Source organism: Cyanobacterium sp. IPPAS B-1200 (genome assembly GCF_001747005.2).
In the GTDB taxonomy this organism is placed as follows: Bacteria; Cyanobacteriota; Cyanobacteriia; order Cyanobacteriales; family Cyanobacteriaceae; genus Cyanobacterium.
The window spans coordinates 2,261,469-2,277,754 of record NZ_CP182899.1; the positions used below are offsets into that span (position 1 = coordinate 2,261,469).

At 39.3% G+C, this 16,286-nt stretch carries 19 protein-coding genes; 7 read left to right on the plus strand and 12 right to left on the minus strand.

The window, feature by feature from the left end; translation table 11 throughout:
* Positions 1-107: 107 nt before the first annotated feature.
* Entirely contained in the window at positions 108-1,547 is a 1,440-nt protein-coding gene (gene sufB / locus A5482_RS10465; protein ID WP_069789506.1) for a Fe-S cluster assembly protein SufB, read from the minus strand.
* 262 nt (positions 1,548-1,809) lie between these two features.
* Complete coding sequence (locus tag A5482_RS10470; RefSeq protein ID WP_069789507.1) at positions 1,810-2,295, minus strand: photosystem I reaction center subunit XI; 486 nt, start codon at positions 2,293-2,295, stop codon at positions 1,810-1,812.
* Positions 2,296-2,480: 185 nt separating this feature from the next.
* On the opposite strand from A5482_RS10470, the gene A5482_RS10475 reads away from it, so the two are divergent.
* Positions 2,481-2,597 carry a photosystem I reaction center subunit VIII gene (locus tag A5482_RS10475; RefSeq protein WP_069789508.1) on the plus strand — a complete coding sequence of 39 codons (117 nt, stop codon included), beginning with the start codon at positions 2,481-2,483 and terminating at the stop codon, positions 2,595-2,597.
* Positions 2,598-2,759: 162 nt separating this feature from the next.
* Here the strand turns inward: A5482_RS10475 and A5482_RS10480 are convergent, their stop codons facing one another.
* The 6 genes from A5482_RS10480 to murA all read right to left on the minus strand — a co-directional run bounded on the left by A5482_RS10480 (position 2,760) and on the right by murA (position 8,824).
* Positions 2,760-3,032 (minus strand): DUF3143 domain-containing protein, encoded by a 273-nt coding sequence (locus A5482_RS10480; protein WP_069789509.1) that lies wholly within the window; start codon positions 3,030-3,032, stop codon positions 2,760-2,762.
* Between the two features lie 51 nt (positions 3,033-3,083).
* Positions 3,084-3,536 carry a J domain-containing protein gene (locus tag A5482_RS10485; RefSeq protein WP_069789510.1) on the minus strand — a complete coding sequence of 151 codons (453 nt, stop codon included), beginning with the start codon at positions 3,534-3,536 and terminating at the stop codon, positions 3,084-3,086.
* A 9-nt stretch (positions 3,537-3,545) separates the two neighbouring features.
* Positions 3,546-6,212: a methyl-accepting chemotaxis protein gene (locus A5482_RS10490; RefSeq protein ID WP_069789511.1), complete on the minus strand. Its 2,667-nt coding sequence runs from the start codon at positions 6,210-6,212 to the stop codon at positions 3,546-3,548.
* A gap of 67 nt (positions 6,213-6,279) precedes the next feature.
* Positions 6,280-6,822, minus strand: a complete 543-nt coding sequence (locus tag A5482_RS10495) for a chemotaxis protein CheW (protein WP_242411874.1) — start codon at positions 6,820-6,822, stop codon at positions 6,280-6,282.
* A gap of 135 nt (positions 6,823-6,957) precedes the next feature.
* The gene (locus A5482_RS10500; protein ID WP_069789512.1) at positions 6,958-7,323 is read right to left on the minus strand and encodes a response regulator transcription factor; all 366 of its coding nucleotides are present in this window, start codon (positions 7,321-7,323) and stop codon (positions 6,958-6,960) included.
* A gap of 187 nt (positions 7,324-7,510) precedes the next feature.
* Positions 7,511-8,824 (minus strand): UDP-N-acetylglucosamine 1-carboxyvinyltransferase, encoded by a 1,314-nt coding sequence (gene murA, locus A5482_RS10505; protein ID WP_069789513.1) that lies wholly within the window; start codon positions 8,822-8,824, stop codon positions 7,511-7,513.
* 303 nt (positions 8,825-9,127) lie between these two features.
* Here murA and bioB point away from each other — a divergent pair, with 303 nt between their 5' ends.
* The 6 genes from bioB to folE all read left to right on the plus strand — a co-directional run bounded on the left by bioB (position 9,128) and on the right by folE (position 14,446).
* A complete protein-coding gene (gene bioB, locus A5482_RS10510; RefSeq protein WP_369816693.1) occupies positions 9,128-10,252 on the plus strand; it encodes a biotin synthase BioB in 1,125 nt (374 codons plus the stop codon).
* On the plus strand, positions 10,236-10,865 hold the full coding sequence (locus tag A5482_RS10515; protein WP_069789514.1) for a biotin transporter BioY: 630 nt from the start codon (positions 10,236-10,238) through the stop codon (positions 10,863-10,865). Before bioB ends, A5482_RS10515 begins: the two co-directional genes overlap by 17 nt.
* 165 nt (positions 10,866-11,030) lie before the next feature.
* Positions 11,031-11,480, plus strand: coding sequence for a signal peptidase II (lspA, locus tag A5482_RS10520; RefSeq protein ID WP_069789515.1), 450 nt, complete (start codon positions 11,031-11,033; stop codon positions 11,478-11,480).
* Between the two features lie 105 nt (positions 11,481-11,585).
* Positions 11,586-12,563 carry an acetyl-CoA carboxylase carboxyl transferase subunit alpha gene (gene accA, locus A5482_RS10525; RefSeq protein WP_069789516.1) on the plus strand — a complete coding sequence of 326 codons (978 nt, stop codon included), beginning with the start codon at positions 11,586-11,588 and terminating at the stop codon, positions 12,561-12,563.
* 302 nt (positions 12,564-12,865) lie between these two features.
* On the plus strand, positions 12,866-13,594 hold the full coding sequence (locus A5482_RS10530) for an SDR family oxidoreductase (protein ID WP_069789517.1): 729 nt from the start codon (positions 12,866-12,868) through the stop codon (positions 13,592-13,594).
* Positions 13,595-13,723: 129 nt separating this feature from the next.
* A complete protein-coding gene (gene folE, locus A5482_RS10535; RefSeq protein WP_069789518.1) occupies positions 13,724-14,446 on the plus strand; it encodes a GTP cyclohydrolase I FolE in 723 nt (240 codons plus the stop codon).
* Between the two features lie 40 nt (positions 14,447-14,486).
* Here folE and A5482_RS10540 read toward each other — a convergent pair whose 3' ends face one another.
* The 4 genes from A5482_RS10540 to A5482_RS10555 all read right to left on the minus strand — a co-directional run bounded on the left by A5482_RS10540 (position 14,487) and on the right by A5482_RS10555 (position 16,199).
* The gene (locus tag A5482_RS10540) at positions 14,487-14,654 is read right to left on the minus strand and encodes a hypothetical protein (protein WP_201150021.1); all 168 of its coding nucleotides are present in this window, start codon (positions 14,652-14,654) and stop codon (positions 14,487-14,489) included.
* Positions 14,655-14,728: 74 nt separating this feature from the next.
* Positions 14,729-15,703, minus strand: a complete 975-nt coding sequence (locus A5482_RS10545) for a CIA30 family protein (RefSeq protein WP_069789519.1) — start codon at positions 15,701-15,703, stop codon at positions 14,729-14,731.
* Between the two features lie 41 nt (positions 15,704-15,744).
* Entirely contained in the window at positions 15,745-15,978 is a 234-nt protein-coding gene (locus tag A5482_RS10550; protein WP_069789520.1) for a YgiT-type zinc finger protein, read from the minus strand.
* Entirely contained in the window at positions 15,978-16,199 is a 222-nt protein-coding gene (locus tag A5482_RS10555; protein WP_083260359.1) for a DUF4258 domain-containing protein, read from the minus strand. Before A5482_RS10555 ends, A5482_RS10550 begins: the two co-directional genes overlap by 1 nt.
* Between the last annotated feature and the right edge of the window lie 87 nt (positions 16,200-16,286).

Here is a 16,286-nt window from a genome sequence, read left to right on the forward strand (position 1 = left end):
ATGATAAATAAGACTTTACTTTCAAATTTGAAAGTTTTATTCTTAACTATTCATTCTCAATTATTTTGTAGGGTGGGCATTGCCCACCATTATGATTTGTGGAAAGATTAACCCACTGTGCCTTCTAATTTGAGGCTTAATAATTTATCAGCTTCAGCGGCAAATTCCATGGGTAATTCATTGAGTACATCTTTACAAAAACCACTCACCAACATCGAGATAGCATCTTCTTCGGAAATACCCCTTTGAGCAAAATAGAACAGTTGATCTTCTCCAATTTTGGAGGTAGAGGCTTCATGCTCCAGTCTTGCGGTATTATTATCTACCTGAATGTAAGGGAAAGTATTGGCTTCGGCATTGTCACCAATAAGCATGGAATCACATTGAGAGTAGTTTCTTGCGCCTTTGGCTTTGTTACCCATTTTCACTAAGCCACGGTAACTATTTTTGGAGTTTCCTGCGGAGATACCTTTGGAGATGATGGTGCTACGGGTATTTTTGCCGATATGAACCATTTTTGTACCTGTATCTGCCTGTTGCATATTGTTGGTAAGGGCTATGGAGTAAAATTCGCCGACGGAGTTATCGCCTACTAATACACAACTGGGATATTTCCAAGTAATCGCCGAGCCTGTTTCTACTTGAGTCCAAGAGATTTTGGAGTTAACTCCTTTACATAATCCCCGTTTGGTTACAAAGTTGTAAATACCCCCTTTGCCTTTTTCATCCCCGGCAAACCAGTTTTGGACGGTGGAATATTTGATGTCTGCATTGTCAAGGGCGACTAATTCTACCACAGCGGCATGGAGTTGGTTACTGTCGTACATGGGGGCGGTACACCCTTCTAAATAACTTACTGATGCCCCCTCTTCTGCTACGATTAAGGTGCGCTCGAATTGTCCTGTATCTCCGTTATTGATCCGGAAATAGGTAGATAATTCCATGGGACATTTTACCCCTTTAGGAATAAAAACAAAAGAACCATCACTAAATACGGCGGAATTAAGAGCCGCGAAAAAGTTATCAGCGGTAGGTACAACAGTACCCAAGTATTTTTGAACTAAATCAGGATGGTCTTGTAGTGCTTCAGATATAGAACAAAAAATAACCCCATCTTCTGCTAATTTTTCTTTGAAGGTAGTACCAATAGAAACGCTATCAAAAATAGCATCAACGGCAACATTGCTCAATCTTTTTTGCTCTGATAGGGGAATACCTAATTTTTCAAAGGTATCAAGTAAAGTAGGATCGACATCATCTAAACTTTTGAGTTTTTCTTTACCCTGTTTTGGAGCAGAATAGTAAATAATATTTTGATAGTCAATTTTAGGATAGCCCACATGAGCCCACTGTGGTTCAGTCATTTTCAACCATTGACGATAGGCTTTGAGGCGAAATTCCAACATGAATTCAGGTTCGTTTTTCTTGGCAGAAATTAACCTAACGACTTCTTCACTTAATCCTTTGGGAATACTATCAGATTCAATATCAGTGATAAATCCGTATTTATAAGGTTGATTGACTAAAGTTTTTACAGTGGCACTCATGTTAATTAGTTTTTATAGACTGACTACTTATATAGTTTAACAACATTTTTGTTGTTAAAGTCTATTTTAGGACATTTAAACAACATTTTTGTTGTTTTAGTTAATTTTTTATTGACAATGGGCTTAAGCTCATTGTTCGTTTTATTAATATACTCTTTAGAAATCCAGTATCAGTTGTAAGCCACCAAAAAAGCAAGAGGAAATGTATCCCCTTGCCTGATGAATTTTAATTTCTTCCTGATAATTAAGAGAAACTTAAAAATTACCAAACATTTTTAGCCGCTTCAATTAAAGGCTGTAAGTAAGAGGTTTGGCAAAGGAAGAAAGCAAAGAAAGCACCACCAGAAGCACCAAGAAGGAATCCAGAAGCAAACTCGCTCCAACCTTCCTTAGTAGCCAATTCGGCGGGAACTTGAGGAGTGGTCAAGGTTTCAGTAGGTTTACCAACACCCACTGCACTATAAATAGATAAACAAATTGTTAAGATGGCAACTAAGCCAATGGTTGCGAGTAAACCTGCCTGAGCGCCAAAATCTGTGTCTCTTAAGGGTCCTAGTAATGCAAAAGGTCCATAAAGAAAATAACCATGGGCCATGCCAATTTCTAAACCACGACGATTGGGGGATAAACCTTTGCGATAAGCAGGTAAACCGTTAATAAATGCTTTTGTAAAACCAGATCCGTTGATCGGAGTGCTAAGATTTCCTACTTGAGGATCGCCACCAGAATGAACTACGTTAGTACTCATGGACTTTTATTCAAGCTCCTTATATTTTTTTTACAAAAATTGTTGTTTGTAGCTTACTCTAACTTGAGATTTGATTCTCAAAGTTTTTTTGTTAAGAATCTTTATATTTCGCCCCTTTTTGCTTAGGTTCGCTGTAATATCCATGGTAGTTAATTTTATTGTTTAGCATAAGGATAATAACAATCATGCTTGGAGAATACGCAGCTTCTTTCTTACCATCTATTTTAGTTCCTGCTGTTGGTTTAGTTATGCCTGCAGTGGTTATGGCACTATTATTTTTACAAATTGAAGCAGAGGCCTAATCAACTCTTTCAATAGTTGAAAAATCCTATTACAAAATACCGTAGGGATGTGGTATATGTATTGTTTTTATACAAAATATATTGCTTCCCTACCCCACACAATAAGGCAAACAGAAAATTAAGATATTATTTATTTTAAATAAATATTATCCTAAAACCTAACTAGGGTCCTGAAAAAATAGCGTCTTCTATATCTTGTCGGGAAAGGGAGTAACGAAAGGCTCTTTTTATGTCTGTGCCATCGGCTCCTGCTTGGAGGTAGTTGATGTTAATGTCTTCGGTTTCGAGGGTTATTTCTGCTTCCCAGTGTTCTTTGCTTAGATACCAGCAATTTAGTTGTTGAGTATTTTGTTGACATCCCATGGATTTTAACCAGTCTTCGATCGCAGGTAGGGGGTAACTATAAAGGGGGCTAGTGGGTGATAATGAAGCCATGTTTATCAATATAATTGGAATTTATTGCATCACAATTTTACCAAAAAAAAGTCAGCCTCTCAGCCAAGCGAGGGATAATGCAAGGATAAGACAAGCAAAAAGAGTGATACCCATAAGTAAGAGGGCAAATAATTCCCCCGATGATAAAGGTCTATCGGTGGGATCCAGATAGGCAGAACTTTTATAATCTTCCTCTTGATCATCTTGGTAAAAATTGAGGGGGGATTGAATTACATTCCAACGGGAGTAACCTATTTGTAGGTCATAGAGCGATCGCCTCTCAGGACTAGCTAATACCCCATAGGCTTCATTTAAACATTGAAATTTCGTTTTAGCCTCCTCAAGGGGTAAAGAAGTGGTATCAGGATGATAAAACTTACTCAACTCCCGATAAGCACGACGAATTTCCACCACCGAAGCAGAAGGATGTAAACCCAATAAACCATAATAGGTCTGAGCAAAAAAACCTCCTTGAGAATAAGCTGATCTTTGCTTTTTATCCATGCTCCCTTACTACTCAACCTTAAACATATCCACAGAGGCAATTAAATCCCTAGCAATGGTAACTAAATTCTGTAAAGAACCCGCCACCCGTTGAGACTCTTGGGAGGTTTCCTGCGCCGTTAACTCCACATTCTGCATAACCTTCGCCACCCCCTTAGAATTTTCCCTTTGCTCATCGGTATCCGCCGTAATCGATCGCACCAAAGCATCAATACGGTTAGCAACCTGAATAATATCCTCAAGGGAACGTTTTGCATCTTCCGAACGGCGAGTAACATCCATTACCTGTTGTATCCCCTCCTCCATAGCCGTCATTACCGAGCCAGTTTCCGTTTGAATTTGTAGTACAATCTGCTCAATTTCTTGCAAAGACTTAGCCGATCTATCTGCCAACTGTCGTACCTCCGCCGCCACGATAGAGAAACCTCTACCCGCCTCCCCTGCCCGTGCCGCCTGTACCGAGGCATTAAGCGCCAAAAGGTTAGTACGAGAAGCGATGTTAGAAATCACAGCCACAATGGTAGAGATCTTTTGGGATGCCTCAGCCAACCTTTTTACCTTCCGAGTAGTTTCCGATACCGTCTCCCTAATCTGTAAAATACCAGCTACAGTGCGCTCTACCGCATCCCCCCCCTTGAGGGCGGTAACACTAGAAGAACGGGCCACCTCTTCGGCTTCTCGAGCATTTTCTGCCACCCTCTGAATAGAGTCGGTCATCATCTGCACCGAGTTAAGAGTTACCGCCAACTCCTCCGCCATTCTCAAAGCATCACTAGACTGACTACGGGCAAACACTTCACTATCGGTACTACCTTTGTTTACCTGAATTGCCGCCTGTTTCACCTGAGTTACGATGGTACGAACATTTTTGATGATTAAGTTAAAAGCATCTGCCACCGCCCCGAGTACATCGGAAGTAACCTCCGCTTGAACCGTCAAATCACCCCGTGCCGCTCCTTCCACGTCATCAAGGAACTTAACCACTTGTTTTTGGAAATCTTCCCTAGCCTTTTCCGTATCCTCTGCCCGTTTTTTCGCTTCCGTGGTGGTCATCTTAATCATTTTTGCCATGTGATTAAAACTAGAAGCAAGGGTACCAAATTCATCTTGGGAATAGACGCTAGTTTTTACATCATAATTACCCTGATAAATAGAATCAAACTGGTTTTGAAGATCGTTGGTATAACGTTCCACGTGTTTTGCCATCACCAAACCGGCCCCCGCCGTAGTACCCCCAGCGGCGATGCCCGTCAACAAACCAAGGATAAATTTATTTCCCCATCCTAAGCCTTGTCTTTCTCCTTCCACAGCCCCCCCCTGAAAAGAGGTAATCAATATTACTGCGACAAAAGAAACAGCTCCTGTGAGTAACCCATGAAATAGTTGTTTGTTAAAAGTCGAGAGATTGTAGTATTTACCAAATTTGCTGGAATGAACCTCTAACTCCGAAGGCATGGCTTGGTAAGCAGGGGTAGTGTAAGGGGAGAAAGAAGCACTGGTGCCGATGCCGTCTTCGCCGCCTAAATCGATGCTATTGAGATCGGAGGTGTTAAAGGTAAAACTACTGCTTTCGTCTTCCTCATCAAAACCATCATTGGCTTGGGCTTGTTGAGGTTGGGGAAAGATGGAGGAAGGAATACTATCGGATGAAATGTCAGGAATATCGTCAAGATCATCGGGAGCAAGGAAAAATTTCTCGTCATCTCCAAATGCTAAGGGTTGATCCTCATCATCCTCATCCATGGAGTTGGTTTGATTTTTGGTGGCAAAGGAACCTGACGGGGTGGTTAAAGGTTCTAGGGCAGAACTATAGTCTCCATAGTCATCATCACTCAAATCATCGAGAAAATCTCCTCCCGTGCTGGTGAGCATTTCTTCTAAATCTACTAGGTCAGATTCTTGGGATTTTGCTTGATTTTCGGAAGATACCACAAAGGTAGGGCTACCTGTTATATCATCTGATTCGTCATCCTCATCGAGATTAAGAGGGGGTAAGTCGTCATAATCAATGTCCGAACTGCTTAGATTAACGTCTAAATCTTTGAGATTGGTTACTCCAAATTCAAAGTCATCGTCATCGGTACTGTTGGTGGGGTCAAAATCAAAGGGTTGAGAAAGGGAGTCAAAGTTGGTGGCGGTTAACTCCTCTTCATCAAAATCATCATCTTCACTGATTTCAAAGGGATTATTTTCGTGACTAGATAGTTTGTCTTGATTGTTGGTAAAGGAGGGGTTTTGTTGTAGGGTTGGATCTTCTATTTCTTCGTCTTCTAAGTCGGAGGGATCCCAGTCTAAGTTATCTAAGGAAAGACTATTGGTCCAGTTTTCGCTTTCATCTTCTTCAAACTCTTCTACCTCATCTCCAAAGTTGGGATCTTCTAGTTCCATGGGATAAATGTTATTTTCTTGCTCGTTGATTTGTTCTAAACCTTGATGGGCTAAATTGATGATGTCGGGGCGATCGCTCAGTTTCAACACTTTCTCATAACTGGCTTTAGCACTATCATGCTCATCTTGTTGTAAGCAAATATGACCTTGGAGTAATAAGACAGCAGGATCTTCAGGGTAATCATTAACAAGAATATCGGTAATATCACGAGCCTCTGGCAAATTTCCCTCTAAATATGCGTTTTGTGCTTGAGCGTATCTTTTTTGATAATCAGTTTCTGATGCCATCTTTACTTCTCCGTCAGTTGCATTCTAAGTTTAAACTCAATGTGTCTATCATATAACGACTCTCAGATTAAGCTACCCAACGAGCCGAGCGTAAAATCGCAATGTGATCTAATACCCTAATATGATGATTTCTTCCTTCTACCCATTCCCCTTGAACATAAGGCGCAATGTGGTCCGGAATATTTTGGGGTATTTGCAATTTATCCACCTCAAGCCAATGAATTGCTCCTAGGGATTTTACTGCCAATCCTAAGATTATGTCCTGCTCTTCCACCGCAATCACGGGCACCTCTCCCCGATCAGTGTTTAACATATTGGGATAGCCCAGGAATTGTCCGAGATCTGCTACCCAGATAATTTCACCTCGAAGGTTGATTGTCCCGAGCAGTAAAGGAGAGGCATTCGGTACAGGGGTAATATTCCCTGGTTCCTGTTGCATAATTTCTCTAATTCCCATGGCAGAGAGGGCAAATTCATTTCCAGATGGAAGAAAAAAACGAAGATGGGATTCTCCCTCTAAGGCCTCCACATCTTCGGTAAATTCTGTATCAAGGGCGAGGGAATAAGGCGATTCGTCAATAGATGGGGATTTGTTTTGATTATCTACCATTTTCGATGCTGTTGAGATGAAATTAGAGTATAACTTCTGTAAATATTATGGGAATTAAACAATAAAAATTAGGAGAAGTATAACTAACCATTAATTATAGTGTATTATTCCCATTAGAAAATAAATTATAAACAATTATTTTCTGAGTAGTTGCTTAATCATTTTCATTAGTTCACTAGCTTGAAATGGTTTACTAATGTAAGCGTCGGCACCTTGTTTCATACCCCAGTAACGATCAAATTCTTCTTTTTTTGAGGAACAAAGAATTACGGGAACATTTTGAGTTTTTTGTTCAGATTTAATATGACGACAAACTTCATAACCATTCATTTTAGGCAAGATTATATCTAAAATTACTAAATCGGGAATAGTGCTTTTCATGATCGTTAGAGCATCCTCACCGTTAGTGACGCTTTGTACTAACAATCCTTGTTTGGTGAGTAAATTACTAATTATTTCTCTGGTGGTTTTACTGTCTTCTACGAGTAAAATTTTTTTCATAGGAACGTGATAATTGATAATTAATTTTTTATATTTTTTTTAATTACTCACTATCCATTATTCATCACTTTGTCGAGTTTATTGGATCGTTGTCATTGAATCAAAAAAAATTAAAGCGTTTTGCTTTCAGTATCACTCTGTAGGCTCAACGCTCCAAAAACAATTGTAATGTGTAGGAAAAAAAAATCTAGCTAAGATACTGAATGCGCTTAATTTGGGCGCCTAGACTTTGTAGTTTTTGTTCAATATTTTCGTAACCCCGATCAAGGTGTTGTAATCCTTGAATTAAGCTGGTACCGTCGGCCGCAAGAGCCGCAATAACAAGAGCTGCGGATGCTCTCAAATCCGTTGCCATAACAGGGGCTCCAGATAAACGATAAATACCTTTTACCATGGCACAGTTACCTTTTACTTTGATGTCTGCCCCCATGCGTTTTAGTTCGGCTACATGACGTAAACGATTTTCAAATACTGTTTCGGTAATCAAACTATTACCTTGGCTAACGGTAAGCAGTGCCATAAATTGGGCTTGCATATCCGTAGGAAAACCAGGGTGGGGGGAGGTTTCTATATCAGTGGCACGAAGTTCTCCTGGTACTACCGTAAGGCTAGTAGGAGATTCCTGTTTAACTTTTACACCAATTTCTTCTAGTTTGGCGATAACAGGAATTAAATGCTCATGGTTGACGGCGGTTAGGGTAATGGGAGAGTGAGTAATGGCCCCGGCTACTAAAAATGTACCTGCTTCGATGCGATCGGGAATCACGGCATAATTGGTACTATGAAGACTTTTTACTCCTTCGATGATAATGGTATTTGTTCCTGCACCTTTTATTTTTGCTCCCATGCTGTTGCAGAAGTTGGCAAGGTCAACGATTTCGGGTTCTTGGGCAGCATTTTTGATGATGGTTTCTCCTTCGGCGAGGGTAGCTGCCATCATGATGGTTTCGGTGGCACCGACGCTAGGATAATCAAGAAATATATTTGCCCCTTGGAGTCTTTTTTTATTACCTTTTACGGAGGCGTTAACAATGCCGTGATCGATAATTACATCAGCGCCCATGGCTTGAAGTCCTCTGACGTGAAGATCTACGGGACGAGAACCGATCGCACATCCCCCTGGTAAAGGCACATGGGCAACCCCTAAACGGGTGAGAATAGGTCCGATGACAAAGAAACTAGCTCGTAGTTGAGACACTAATTCGTAAGGGGCTTGAGCGTCTTTTAGTTGACGGGCATCAATATCCCACATATCTTGATTTTGTTCGATTTTTACCCCAAGAGCATTTAATACCTGACCCATAAATTGCACATCTTTGAGGGTGGGAACGTTGGTTAAACGACATTCTTCACTGCATAAAAGAGTACCTGCCAAGATGGCTAGGGCCGAATTTTTTGCTCCACTGATTCTTACTTCCCCTTTGAGGGGTTTTCTACCGATGATTTCTAGGGCAACATGATTGTAGTCTTGGGTAAATGTCGCTGATGAATTTGTCTGAATAGAAGTAGTGATAGCCTTGACCTCCCGATTTTATTTAAAAATAAAGTTTAATCATAATATTTCGTTATGATTCTACCTGATAATTTATGTTTTGTTCGTTTTTTCTTTAAATTTAGATTTTTTTAGGTATTTTCACACACAGTTAGGGCAAAATCACGGCTAAGGTGGCAACCTCGTAAAAAGAAGCCTATGAAGGTCAATTTTTGAATGTTTATTATCCATTGTCCATGGGTTTTTAGGGTATAATTTAGGGGATTATTTCATCATTTTCAACCATTGGGTTGGGTGAGATTGTCAAAGAATATACATATTTATGAGGGGACGGTATTTGTGGTAAACACCATCAGTAAGCCAGAACAAAACATTAAGAATATTTCCACCGATAATAATAATTCTCTTGCTGTATGGTTAAGGGAATTGGGCGATCGCATCATAGGGGGAGATAAAATTACCAAAGAGGAAGCCCTACAAATTACCACCATTGAGGGGGAGGAAAATATTCTCCTTCTATGTGAAAATGCGGATCGTATTCGCCAAGCCTGTTGTGGTAATGTGGTCGATCTATGTAGCATTGTCAACATAAAATCGGGTAATTGTTCAGAAAACTGTAGTTTTTGTTCACAGTCGGTACACCATCAGGGTAAAGATTCCCCCGTTTATGGTCTCAAAAGTGAAGATGAAATTTTAGAATATGCTAAAGCAGCGGAAGCGGCGGGGGCAAAAAGATTTTGTTTAGTGTCCCAAGGACGGGGTGTAAAATATAATAGTCCAAAAAGTAATGAGTTTGCCGAAATTATCTCTACAGTTCGTCGCATCATCACCGAAACAAACGTTAAGCCCTGTTGCGCCCTAGGGGAAATTACCCAAGAACAAGCTCAGGAACTAAAGGAGGCTGGAGTAACCCGTTATAATCATAACCTTGAGGCATCAGCCAATTTTTACGAAAAAATCGTCACTACCCACACTTGGCAAGATCGAGTGGATACGGTGAAAAACCTTAAGGCTGTAGGGATCCAAGCCTGTACAGGAGGTATCATGGGTATGGGCGAAAGTTGGGAAGATAGGGTCGATTTAGCCCTTTCTTTGCGAGAATTAGAAGTAGAATCGGTGCCTATTAATCTCCTCAACCCCAGAGAAGGTACTCCCCTGGGAGAGCAGAACAAACTTACTCCTTTACAAGCCCTGAAGGCGATCGCCCTTTTCCGTTTTATCCTACCCCAACAAATCCTCCGCTACGCAGGGGGCAGAGAAACTGTCATGGGAGAATGGCAAAAACAAGGTTTAATTTCGGGAATTAATGCTATGTTAATCGGTAACTATTTAACTACCCTAGGACAATCTCCCCAAGAAGACCAAGCCATGTTAAAATCTCTAGGCTTGGAAGGGGGAGAGGCTCCTGTTCCCTACCAAGATGAATCCATTGGCTAAAGACGACCAAGAAGAACTCAAAATTAATCCTATATATGAGTTTGTGTGGGCATTGACAGGTTTAATGCTCACAATCTTTGGTACGTTCGTAGAAGTTTTTTTCGTTATTCCCCAAGGCACTGCCCTAGAAGATTTTAACCCCACTTCCCTTGGTGTTACCTATCAATTAGTGGGGGTTTTTTTAACTGGTTGCTTGGCTGGAAAAAATGCAGGAGCTTATGCCCAAATTGCTTACTTGGTTTTAGGTTTATTTAAGTTGCCTGTTTTTTATCAAGGGGGTACTTTTGAGTATTTAGATCAACCTAGTTTTGGGTATATCCTTGGGTTCATTCCAGGGGCTTGGCTATGTGGTTATCTAGCTATTCCAGGTAAAAGAAAATTAGAAATATTTGTCTATGCCATCTTTTTTGGTTTGTTGGTAGTTCATCTTTGTGGGATTCTTTATCTGGTGGGCTATACTTTCATTACCCCTATATTTGGCAATGATTTAGACCCAAATTACCTTACTGATGCCATTAATCTTTATACCATCACTCCTTTTCTACCTCAAATACTCCTTATTCCCCTTATTGCAATAATTGCTTTTATTATTAGAGTTATTTTGTTTTATTAATTTATTACAAAACATTTATTATTAATTTGTAGCAGGTTAAAAACATACTTAAAAGCATAACAAAAAGAGTTTAAAGATATTATAAACAATTTAAAGCATTTTTTAAAATAAGTTATAAAAACAAATATTTTATCCATCAATGGTTTCTAAAAAACCGTCTGAACTATGAAGAAAAACTTTTATTTTTGGTCAGTGGCGATCGTTGGTTTAATAATTGATCAACTCACTAAAGTTTGGACTATTTTAACCTTTGAAAATGTCAATGATACTATCCCTATTTGGGAGGGAGTATTTCATTTTACCTATGTACAAAATACTGGAGCCGCCTTCAGTTTTTTTAGTGGTGGAGCGTTTTGGTTAAGGTGGTTGTCATTGTTTGTTAGTTTGGTATTGATTGTTTATGGATTATGGGAAAAGTTGCCCAATCCCGAACAGTGGGGCTATGGCTTGATTTTGGCAGGAGCTTTTGGGAATGGTATAGACCGTTTTATTTTTGGTTATGTGGTAGATTTTTTCGATTTTCGTTTAATTAATTTTCCTGTGTTTAATATTGCGGATGTTTGTATCAATATCGGCATTGTGTTTCTGATTTATGGGATGTTTCAAGAAAATTGACAATGAACAATGAACAATGGACAATTTAATTAGTCAATAATTAATCATTTATAAATAAATATCGAATATTCTAAGATCGAAGGATAGAAAATTTAAGATACTGATATGGTAAAAACCGAAAAAAAACGTACTTTCCTGTTAGAGTTTGAAAAGCCCTTGGTGGAATTACAGGCGAGAATTGACCAAATTAGGGAGTTAGCAGAGGAAACCAATGTTGATGTTTCTGGACAGGTAAATGAGTTGGAGTCCAAGGCAGAGCAACTGAGGTTAGAAATTTTTAGTAGTTTAACCCCTTCTCAAAAGTTACAGATAGCTCGTCACCCTCGCCGTCCTTCTACCCTTGATTATGTTCAAGCCATGACCGATGATTGGTTTGAACTCCATGGCGATCGCCGCGGGAATGATGATCCAGCCCTTATCGGAGGCATTGCCCGTCTTGATGGACGGGGGGTAATGATCATTGGGCATCAAAAAGGAAGGGATACCAAGGATAATGTAGCTCGTAATTTTGGTATGGCTTCTCCGGGGGGATACCGTAAGGCGATGCGGTTGATGGAACACGCCAACCGTTTTTCTTTGCCCATTATTACCTTTATTGATACCCCAGGGGCTTATGCTGGACTGGATGCAGAAAAATTAGGGCAAGGAGAGGCGATCGCCTATAACCTGCGAGAAATGTTTAGTCTCGATGTACCTATTATTACCACCGTCATCGGTGAAGGAGGCTCTGGGGGTGCTTTGGGCATTGGGGTAGCCGAAAAGTTAATGATCTTTGAACACTCTGTTTATACCGTCGCCAGTCCCGAAGCCTGTGCCGCTATTTTGTGGAAAGATGCCAAAAAATCGGAACAAGCAGCCCTCGCCCTCAAGATTACCGCCAAGGATTTATTGGAATTGGGCATTGTAGATCAAATTTTACCAGAACCCCCCAACTGCGCCCATTCAGATCCCCTTGGGGCAGCGGATATTCTTAAAAAAGCCATTTTAGATAACCTAGAATATCTTTCTAGCCTTAGTGCAGAGCAACGGAAAAACCTCCGTTATGATAAATTCCGCCAAATCGGCGTATTCCTAGAACATTAAATTTAAGAAATAGTGTTCTTAATTCCATTATTAATTTGCACAACTACCCATGAGAGGATCATAAAAATAAACTAATTCTTCATTATCCATTCTCAATTATCAATTACCTCCGTGTTTTCTGGGATCAGAAACTGTTATAATTTTAATTGTGAATTTTGTTACAAAACTTCATAAAAGCAGTTTCGGTGTAACCGTTGCTGTGGATAGGGTTAAAAGAAGATGAAGCAATCAGGGAAAGTAATATCAGCCCACCTGAAGGATCATCATTCAACCCAAATGTTGTACAAAGATTAAATAATATCATGGAAAATTCCCCCAATCAAAAACGAGCTATCATTACGGGTGCTAGTAGCGGGATCGGAAAAGCAGTAGCCATCAAATTTGCCCAGGCAGGCATTGATGTATGTTTAATAGCTCGTTCTACCGAAAAACTAGACGAAGTAGCCAAAATAGTTGCCGATTATGGGGTACAAGTAAAAACTCATCCCTTTGACCTGGAGGAGGTATCACAGGTTCAAGGGGCGATCGCCAATATTGTAACCCAATGGGGTGGGATCGATATTTTAGTCAACAATGCTGGTATTGCCTACACCAATTTATTAAGGGAAACCCCCCTAGAAGATTGGCAAAGAGTAATCAATCTAAACCTAACCAGCGTCTTTCAATGTATCATGGGAGTATTACCAACCATGAGAAAACAACAACAAGGAACAATTATTAATGTGGCATCCATCGCCGCCAATAGTCCTTTTCCCGAATGGGGAACCTATGCCGTCAGCAAAGCAGCCATGGTAACCCTAGGGCAATCTTTAGCCATGGAAGAAAGAAGTAACGGTCTTAGAGTAACCACAGTTTCCCCCGGAGCCGTAAATACTCCCATTTGGGATACTGACACCGTTAACGCAGATCTTAACCGCTCTGCCATGTTAACCCCCGAAATCGTTGCCGAAACCATCCTTCACGCCGCCTTACTACCTCAGTCAGCAGTAATCGAAAACCTGACTGTTACCCCCAGTTTAGGCGCGTTGTAAACCCCTGTAGATTTAAAGAATTATTTATAAAAATCAAAACCTATCTTTAAATCAAAATCTAACTTTGTTTAACTATTTTGTCGATAGTTAACCCAAATAAAACCATACAGTAATCTTATAACTTTAATCATGACAGTATTTTCCAACGGTTCTGACTCTCTTAAAGAAAATTCTCTAAACTCTCAATCCATCGTCACTGAAGTATTTAACAATGTTGGCAGTCGTCCAGATCGCAACACCCACGACGGCAAAGAAGCTCAAGTTCAAGCCATCAAAGAAGAAAACAAGCAGAAAATGATGGATTCGGTACACCAAATGTTAGAGTGTCTGGGAGAAGATCCAGAACGGGAAGGATTGCTCAAAACTCCTAAAAGGGTAGCTGAAGCTATGCAGTTTCTCACCCAAGGTTATAGTCAATCCTTAGAACAGCTTGTTAATGGAGCTATTTTTGACGAAGGACACAATGAAATGGTCTTAGTCAGAGACATTGACTTTTTTAGCCTTTGTGAGCATCATATGTTACCTTTTATGGGACGAGCTCATGTTGCTTATATTCCTAACCAAAAAGTAGTGGGATTGAGTAAACTTGCTCGTATTGTGGAAATGTATTCTCGTCGTTTACAGGTACAAGAAAGACTTACCCGTCAGATTGCCGAAGCGGTACAAACTATCCTTGATCCCCGTGGAGTGGCTGTAGTCATGGAAGCTAGTCATATGTGTATGTCTATGCGTGGGGTACAAAAACCAGGCTCTTGGACTGTTACCAGTGCTATGATTGGGGTTTTCCAAGATGAGGATAAAACCCGTGAAGAATTCTTGAACTTGATTCAACATCAACCTCGATTCAGATAATTTTTGTAGGGCGAGGCGATCGCCCTTTTTTCTATTTAGTTCACCCTAAAAAGCCAATTATTGTTTGAGTTAAAACGGACAAATCTTCTATGGGTGCTGGTATCATTGCGCCCCGTGAGTCCAACAACTGCACTAAAACTAGGTAAACAACCCCTAGTAATACCGACATAATTCCTGTGATTACGGCTACTAATTTTTTTCTTTCCATTTTTGATTTAATTATTTTTTTAGCTTTAAATTAACTAGATATATTATTGATGGTTTATGGCTTGATGATCAGAGCTACAGATTTAAATCTTCAGGCATTTCGGCATAAGTTCTTAAAAATGAGCTATGAAGATTAATATTTTCCCACTGATTAGAATTTCCCATCAGAATAATTTGGGGTACATTTTCCGCTCCGTAGGCTGTGATAGATTCTATTTCTAAGGCAAAATTACCAGCCTCAAAGGTAGGGTTATAACTTCCGTCATATTCAAATTTACTAAGCATTAATTGCATAGAGTACATTTGGCTAGAGTCAAATTTATCAGCTTCTGGCACAGTTTTGGCTCTGAATACGGGAATTAAATCATTAAATTTAATCTCAATTATATTGTCATTACCATCAGTATCAAAAGAGTAACAATAACTCAAACCATCCCATTTTCCTTCGCAACGGCTAATAAATTTATAGCGTTTGCCATCTCCTCGCACTTTTAGGCGAATACCTTGATAGTTTGACAAATCCCAAGGTTGGGAGAAGTTTTTGGTACGTACCGAGGCAAAGCCGCCATTATTGGCGGTGGATACCATGCCAGTAAAGATTATGTTGCGATCGCCCATTTTTACGCTACTTTGACTCACTCCCCCCATAACCACATCATCCACTGCCCCCCATAGGTTTTTTATTTCTTGGCTAGGGTTATGAAAGTCAAAAAGGAGTGTTTCTTCTGGCTTTAAGTTATTATTAATTAGGTCAAATAATGATTGATTATTATTTTCTGAAAAACAGATTATATTAGTAACTCTTTCTAGGTCTGATATTTCTATTTTCTCTATATTATTTATAGTCGTAAAGTTTAAGTTTATTTCTCTGAGATAGTTAATGGTTTGTTGTGCTAAATTGCTTTGTGAAGGAATAATTAAAATTAAATTCATGGGTACATTAGGTTTAGTATTGCTTTTTTCTGAAAGATTAAAAATATTTGTTAAACAGTTTAACCACGGAAATATCTCGAAATAATTTATTGTTTCCCACAGTCTTTTTATTTCCATTTTAATTTAATTTAATCCTCTGTGATTTTTGCATGAAAAAATTAGCTAGAAAACGCAAAAACATCAACCATAATTGAGTGTTGAGGCGATGGATTATTATTAAGCATTAAACGAATATTTTCTGCGGTTTCTGCACTAAAAATAATTTCCCCACAACAAGAGCATATTTGAGCTGGAATATTTTCCACCACAACTAATTTACCATCAAGATCAAAGGTCTGATTAATTAATTTATTTTCCCAACTATTGGCATTACAAACATGACATTGATCCATTATTTCCTCCTTTGTTGAAAGTTAATCCATTCTTGGGGTGATGGCTCATATAAGGTAATAATTATTAAAACTTCTGCTTCTTTTCTGGATACTTGTAAATGTAAAACTCGATTATTGAGAGTTAGTCCTAATATTAAACAACTGGGAGAATATTTATCATCAGGGTAATCTTCGATGATAATAGCATTTTTTCCTGTTTCTTGAATTTTTTTTAAGCTAATAAATAAGTAGGTATAATTAAATTGATTTAGGCAAGGGGTTTAAACCCCTTGTTCATAAGAGTCTTAATAAAATAAGAGCTATAATTA

What these genes read in the sequence shown, in the direction of transcription:
- A5482_RS10515 (WP_069789514.1), top strand. Translation starts at nt 10,236, where the DNA reads ATGAATCCATTGGCTAAAGACGACCAAGAAGAACTCAAAATTAATCCT.
- accA (WP_069789516.1), top strand. Translation starts at nt 11,586, where the DNA reads ATGGTAAAAACCGAAAAAAAACGTACTTTCCTGTTAGAGTTTGAAAAG.
- A5482_RS10470 (WP_069789507.1), bottom strand. Translation starts at nt 2,295, where the DNA reads ATGAGTACTAACGTAGTTCATTCTGGTGGCGATCCTCAAGTAGGAAAT.
- A5482_RS10475 (WP_069789508.1), top strand. Translation starts at nt 2,481, where the DNA reads ATGCTTGGAGAATACGCAGCTTCTTTCTTACCATCTATTTTAGTTCCT.
- sufB (WP_069789506.1), bottom strand. Translation starts at nt 1,547, where the DNA reads ATGAGTGCCACTGTAAAAACTTTAGTCAATCAACCTTATAAATACGGA.
- A5482_RS10530 (WP_069789517.1), top strand. Translation starts at nt 12,866, where the DNA reads ATGGAAAATTCCCCCAATCAAAAACGAGCTATCATTACGGGTGCTAGT.
- A5482_RS10490 (WP_069789511.1), bottom strand. Translation starts at nt 6,212, where the DNA reads ATGGCATCAGAAACTGATTATCAAAAAAGATACGCTCAAGCACAAAAC.
- A5482_RS10485 (WP_069789510.1), bottom strand. Translation starts at nt 3,536, where the DNA reads ATGGATAAAAAGCAAAGATCAGCTTATTCTCAAGGAGGTTTTTTTGCT.
- A5482_RS10540 (WP_201150021.1), bottom strand. Translation starts at nt 14,654, where the DNA reads ATGGAAAGAAAAAAATTAGTAGCCGTAATCACAGGAATTATGTCGGTA.
- A5482_RS10550 (WP_069789520.1), bottom strand. Translation starts at nt 15,978, where the DNA reads ATGGATCAATGTCATGTTTGTAATGCCAATAGTTGGGAAAATAAATTA.
- lspA (WP_069789515.1), top strand. Translation starts at nt 11,031, where the DNA reads ATGAAGAAAAACTTTTATTTTTGGTCAGTGGCGATCGTTGGTTTAATA.
- A5482_RS10500 (WP_069789512.1), bottom strand. Translation starts at nt 7,323, where the DNA reads ATGAAAAAAATTTTACTCGTAGAAGACAGTAAAACCACCAGAGAAATA.
- A5482_RS10480 (WP_069789509.1), bottom strand. Translation starts at nt 3,032, where the DNA reads ATGGCTTCATTATCACCCACTAGCCCCCTTTATAGTTACCCCCTACCT.
- folE (WP_069789518.1), top strand. Translation starts at nt 13,724, where the DNA reads ATGACAGTATTTTCCAACGGTTCTGACTCTCTTAAAGAAAATTCTCTA.
- A5482_RS10545 (WP_069789519.1), bottom strand. Translation starts at nt 15,703, where the DNA reads ATGGAAATAAAAAGACTGTGGGAAACAATAAATTATTTCGAGATATTT.
- A5482_RS10495 (WP_242411874.1), bottom strand. Translation starts at nt 6,822, where the DNA reads ATGGTAGATAATCAAAACAAATCCCCATCTATTGACGAATCGCCTTAT.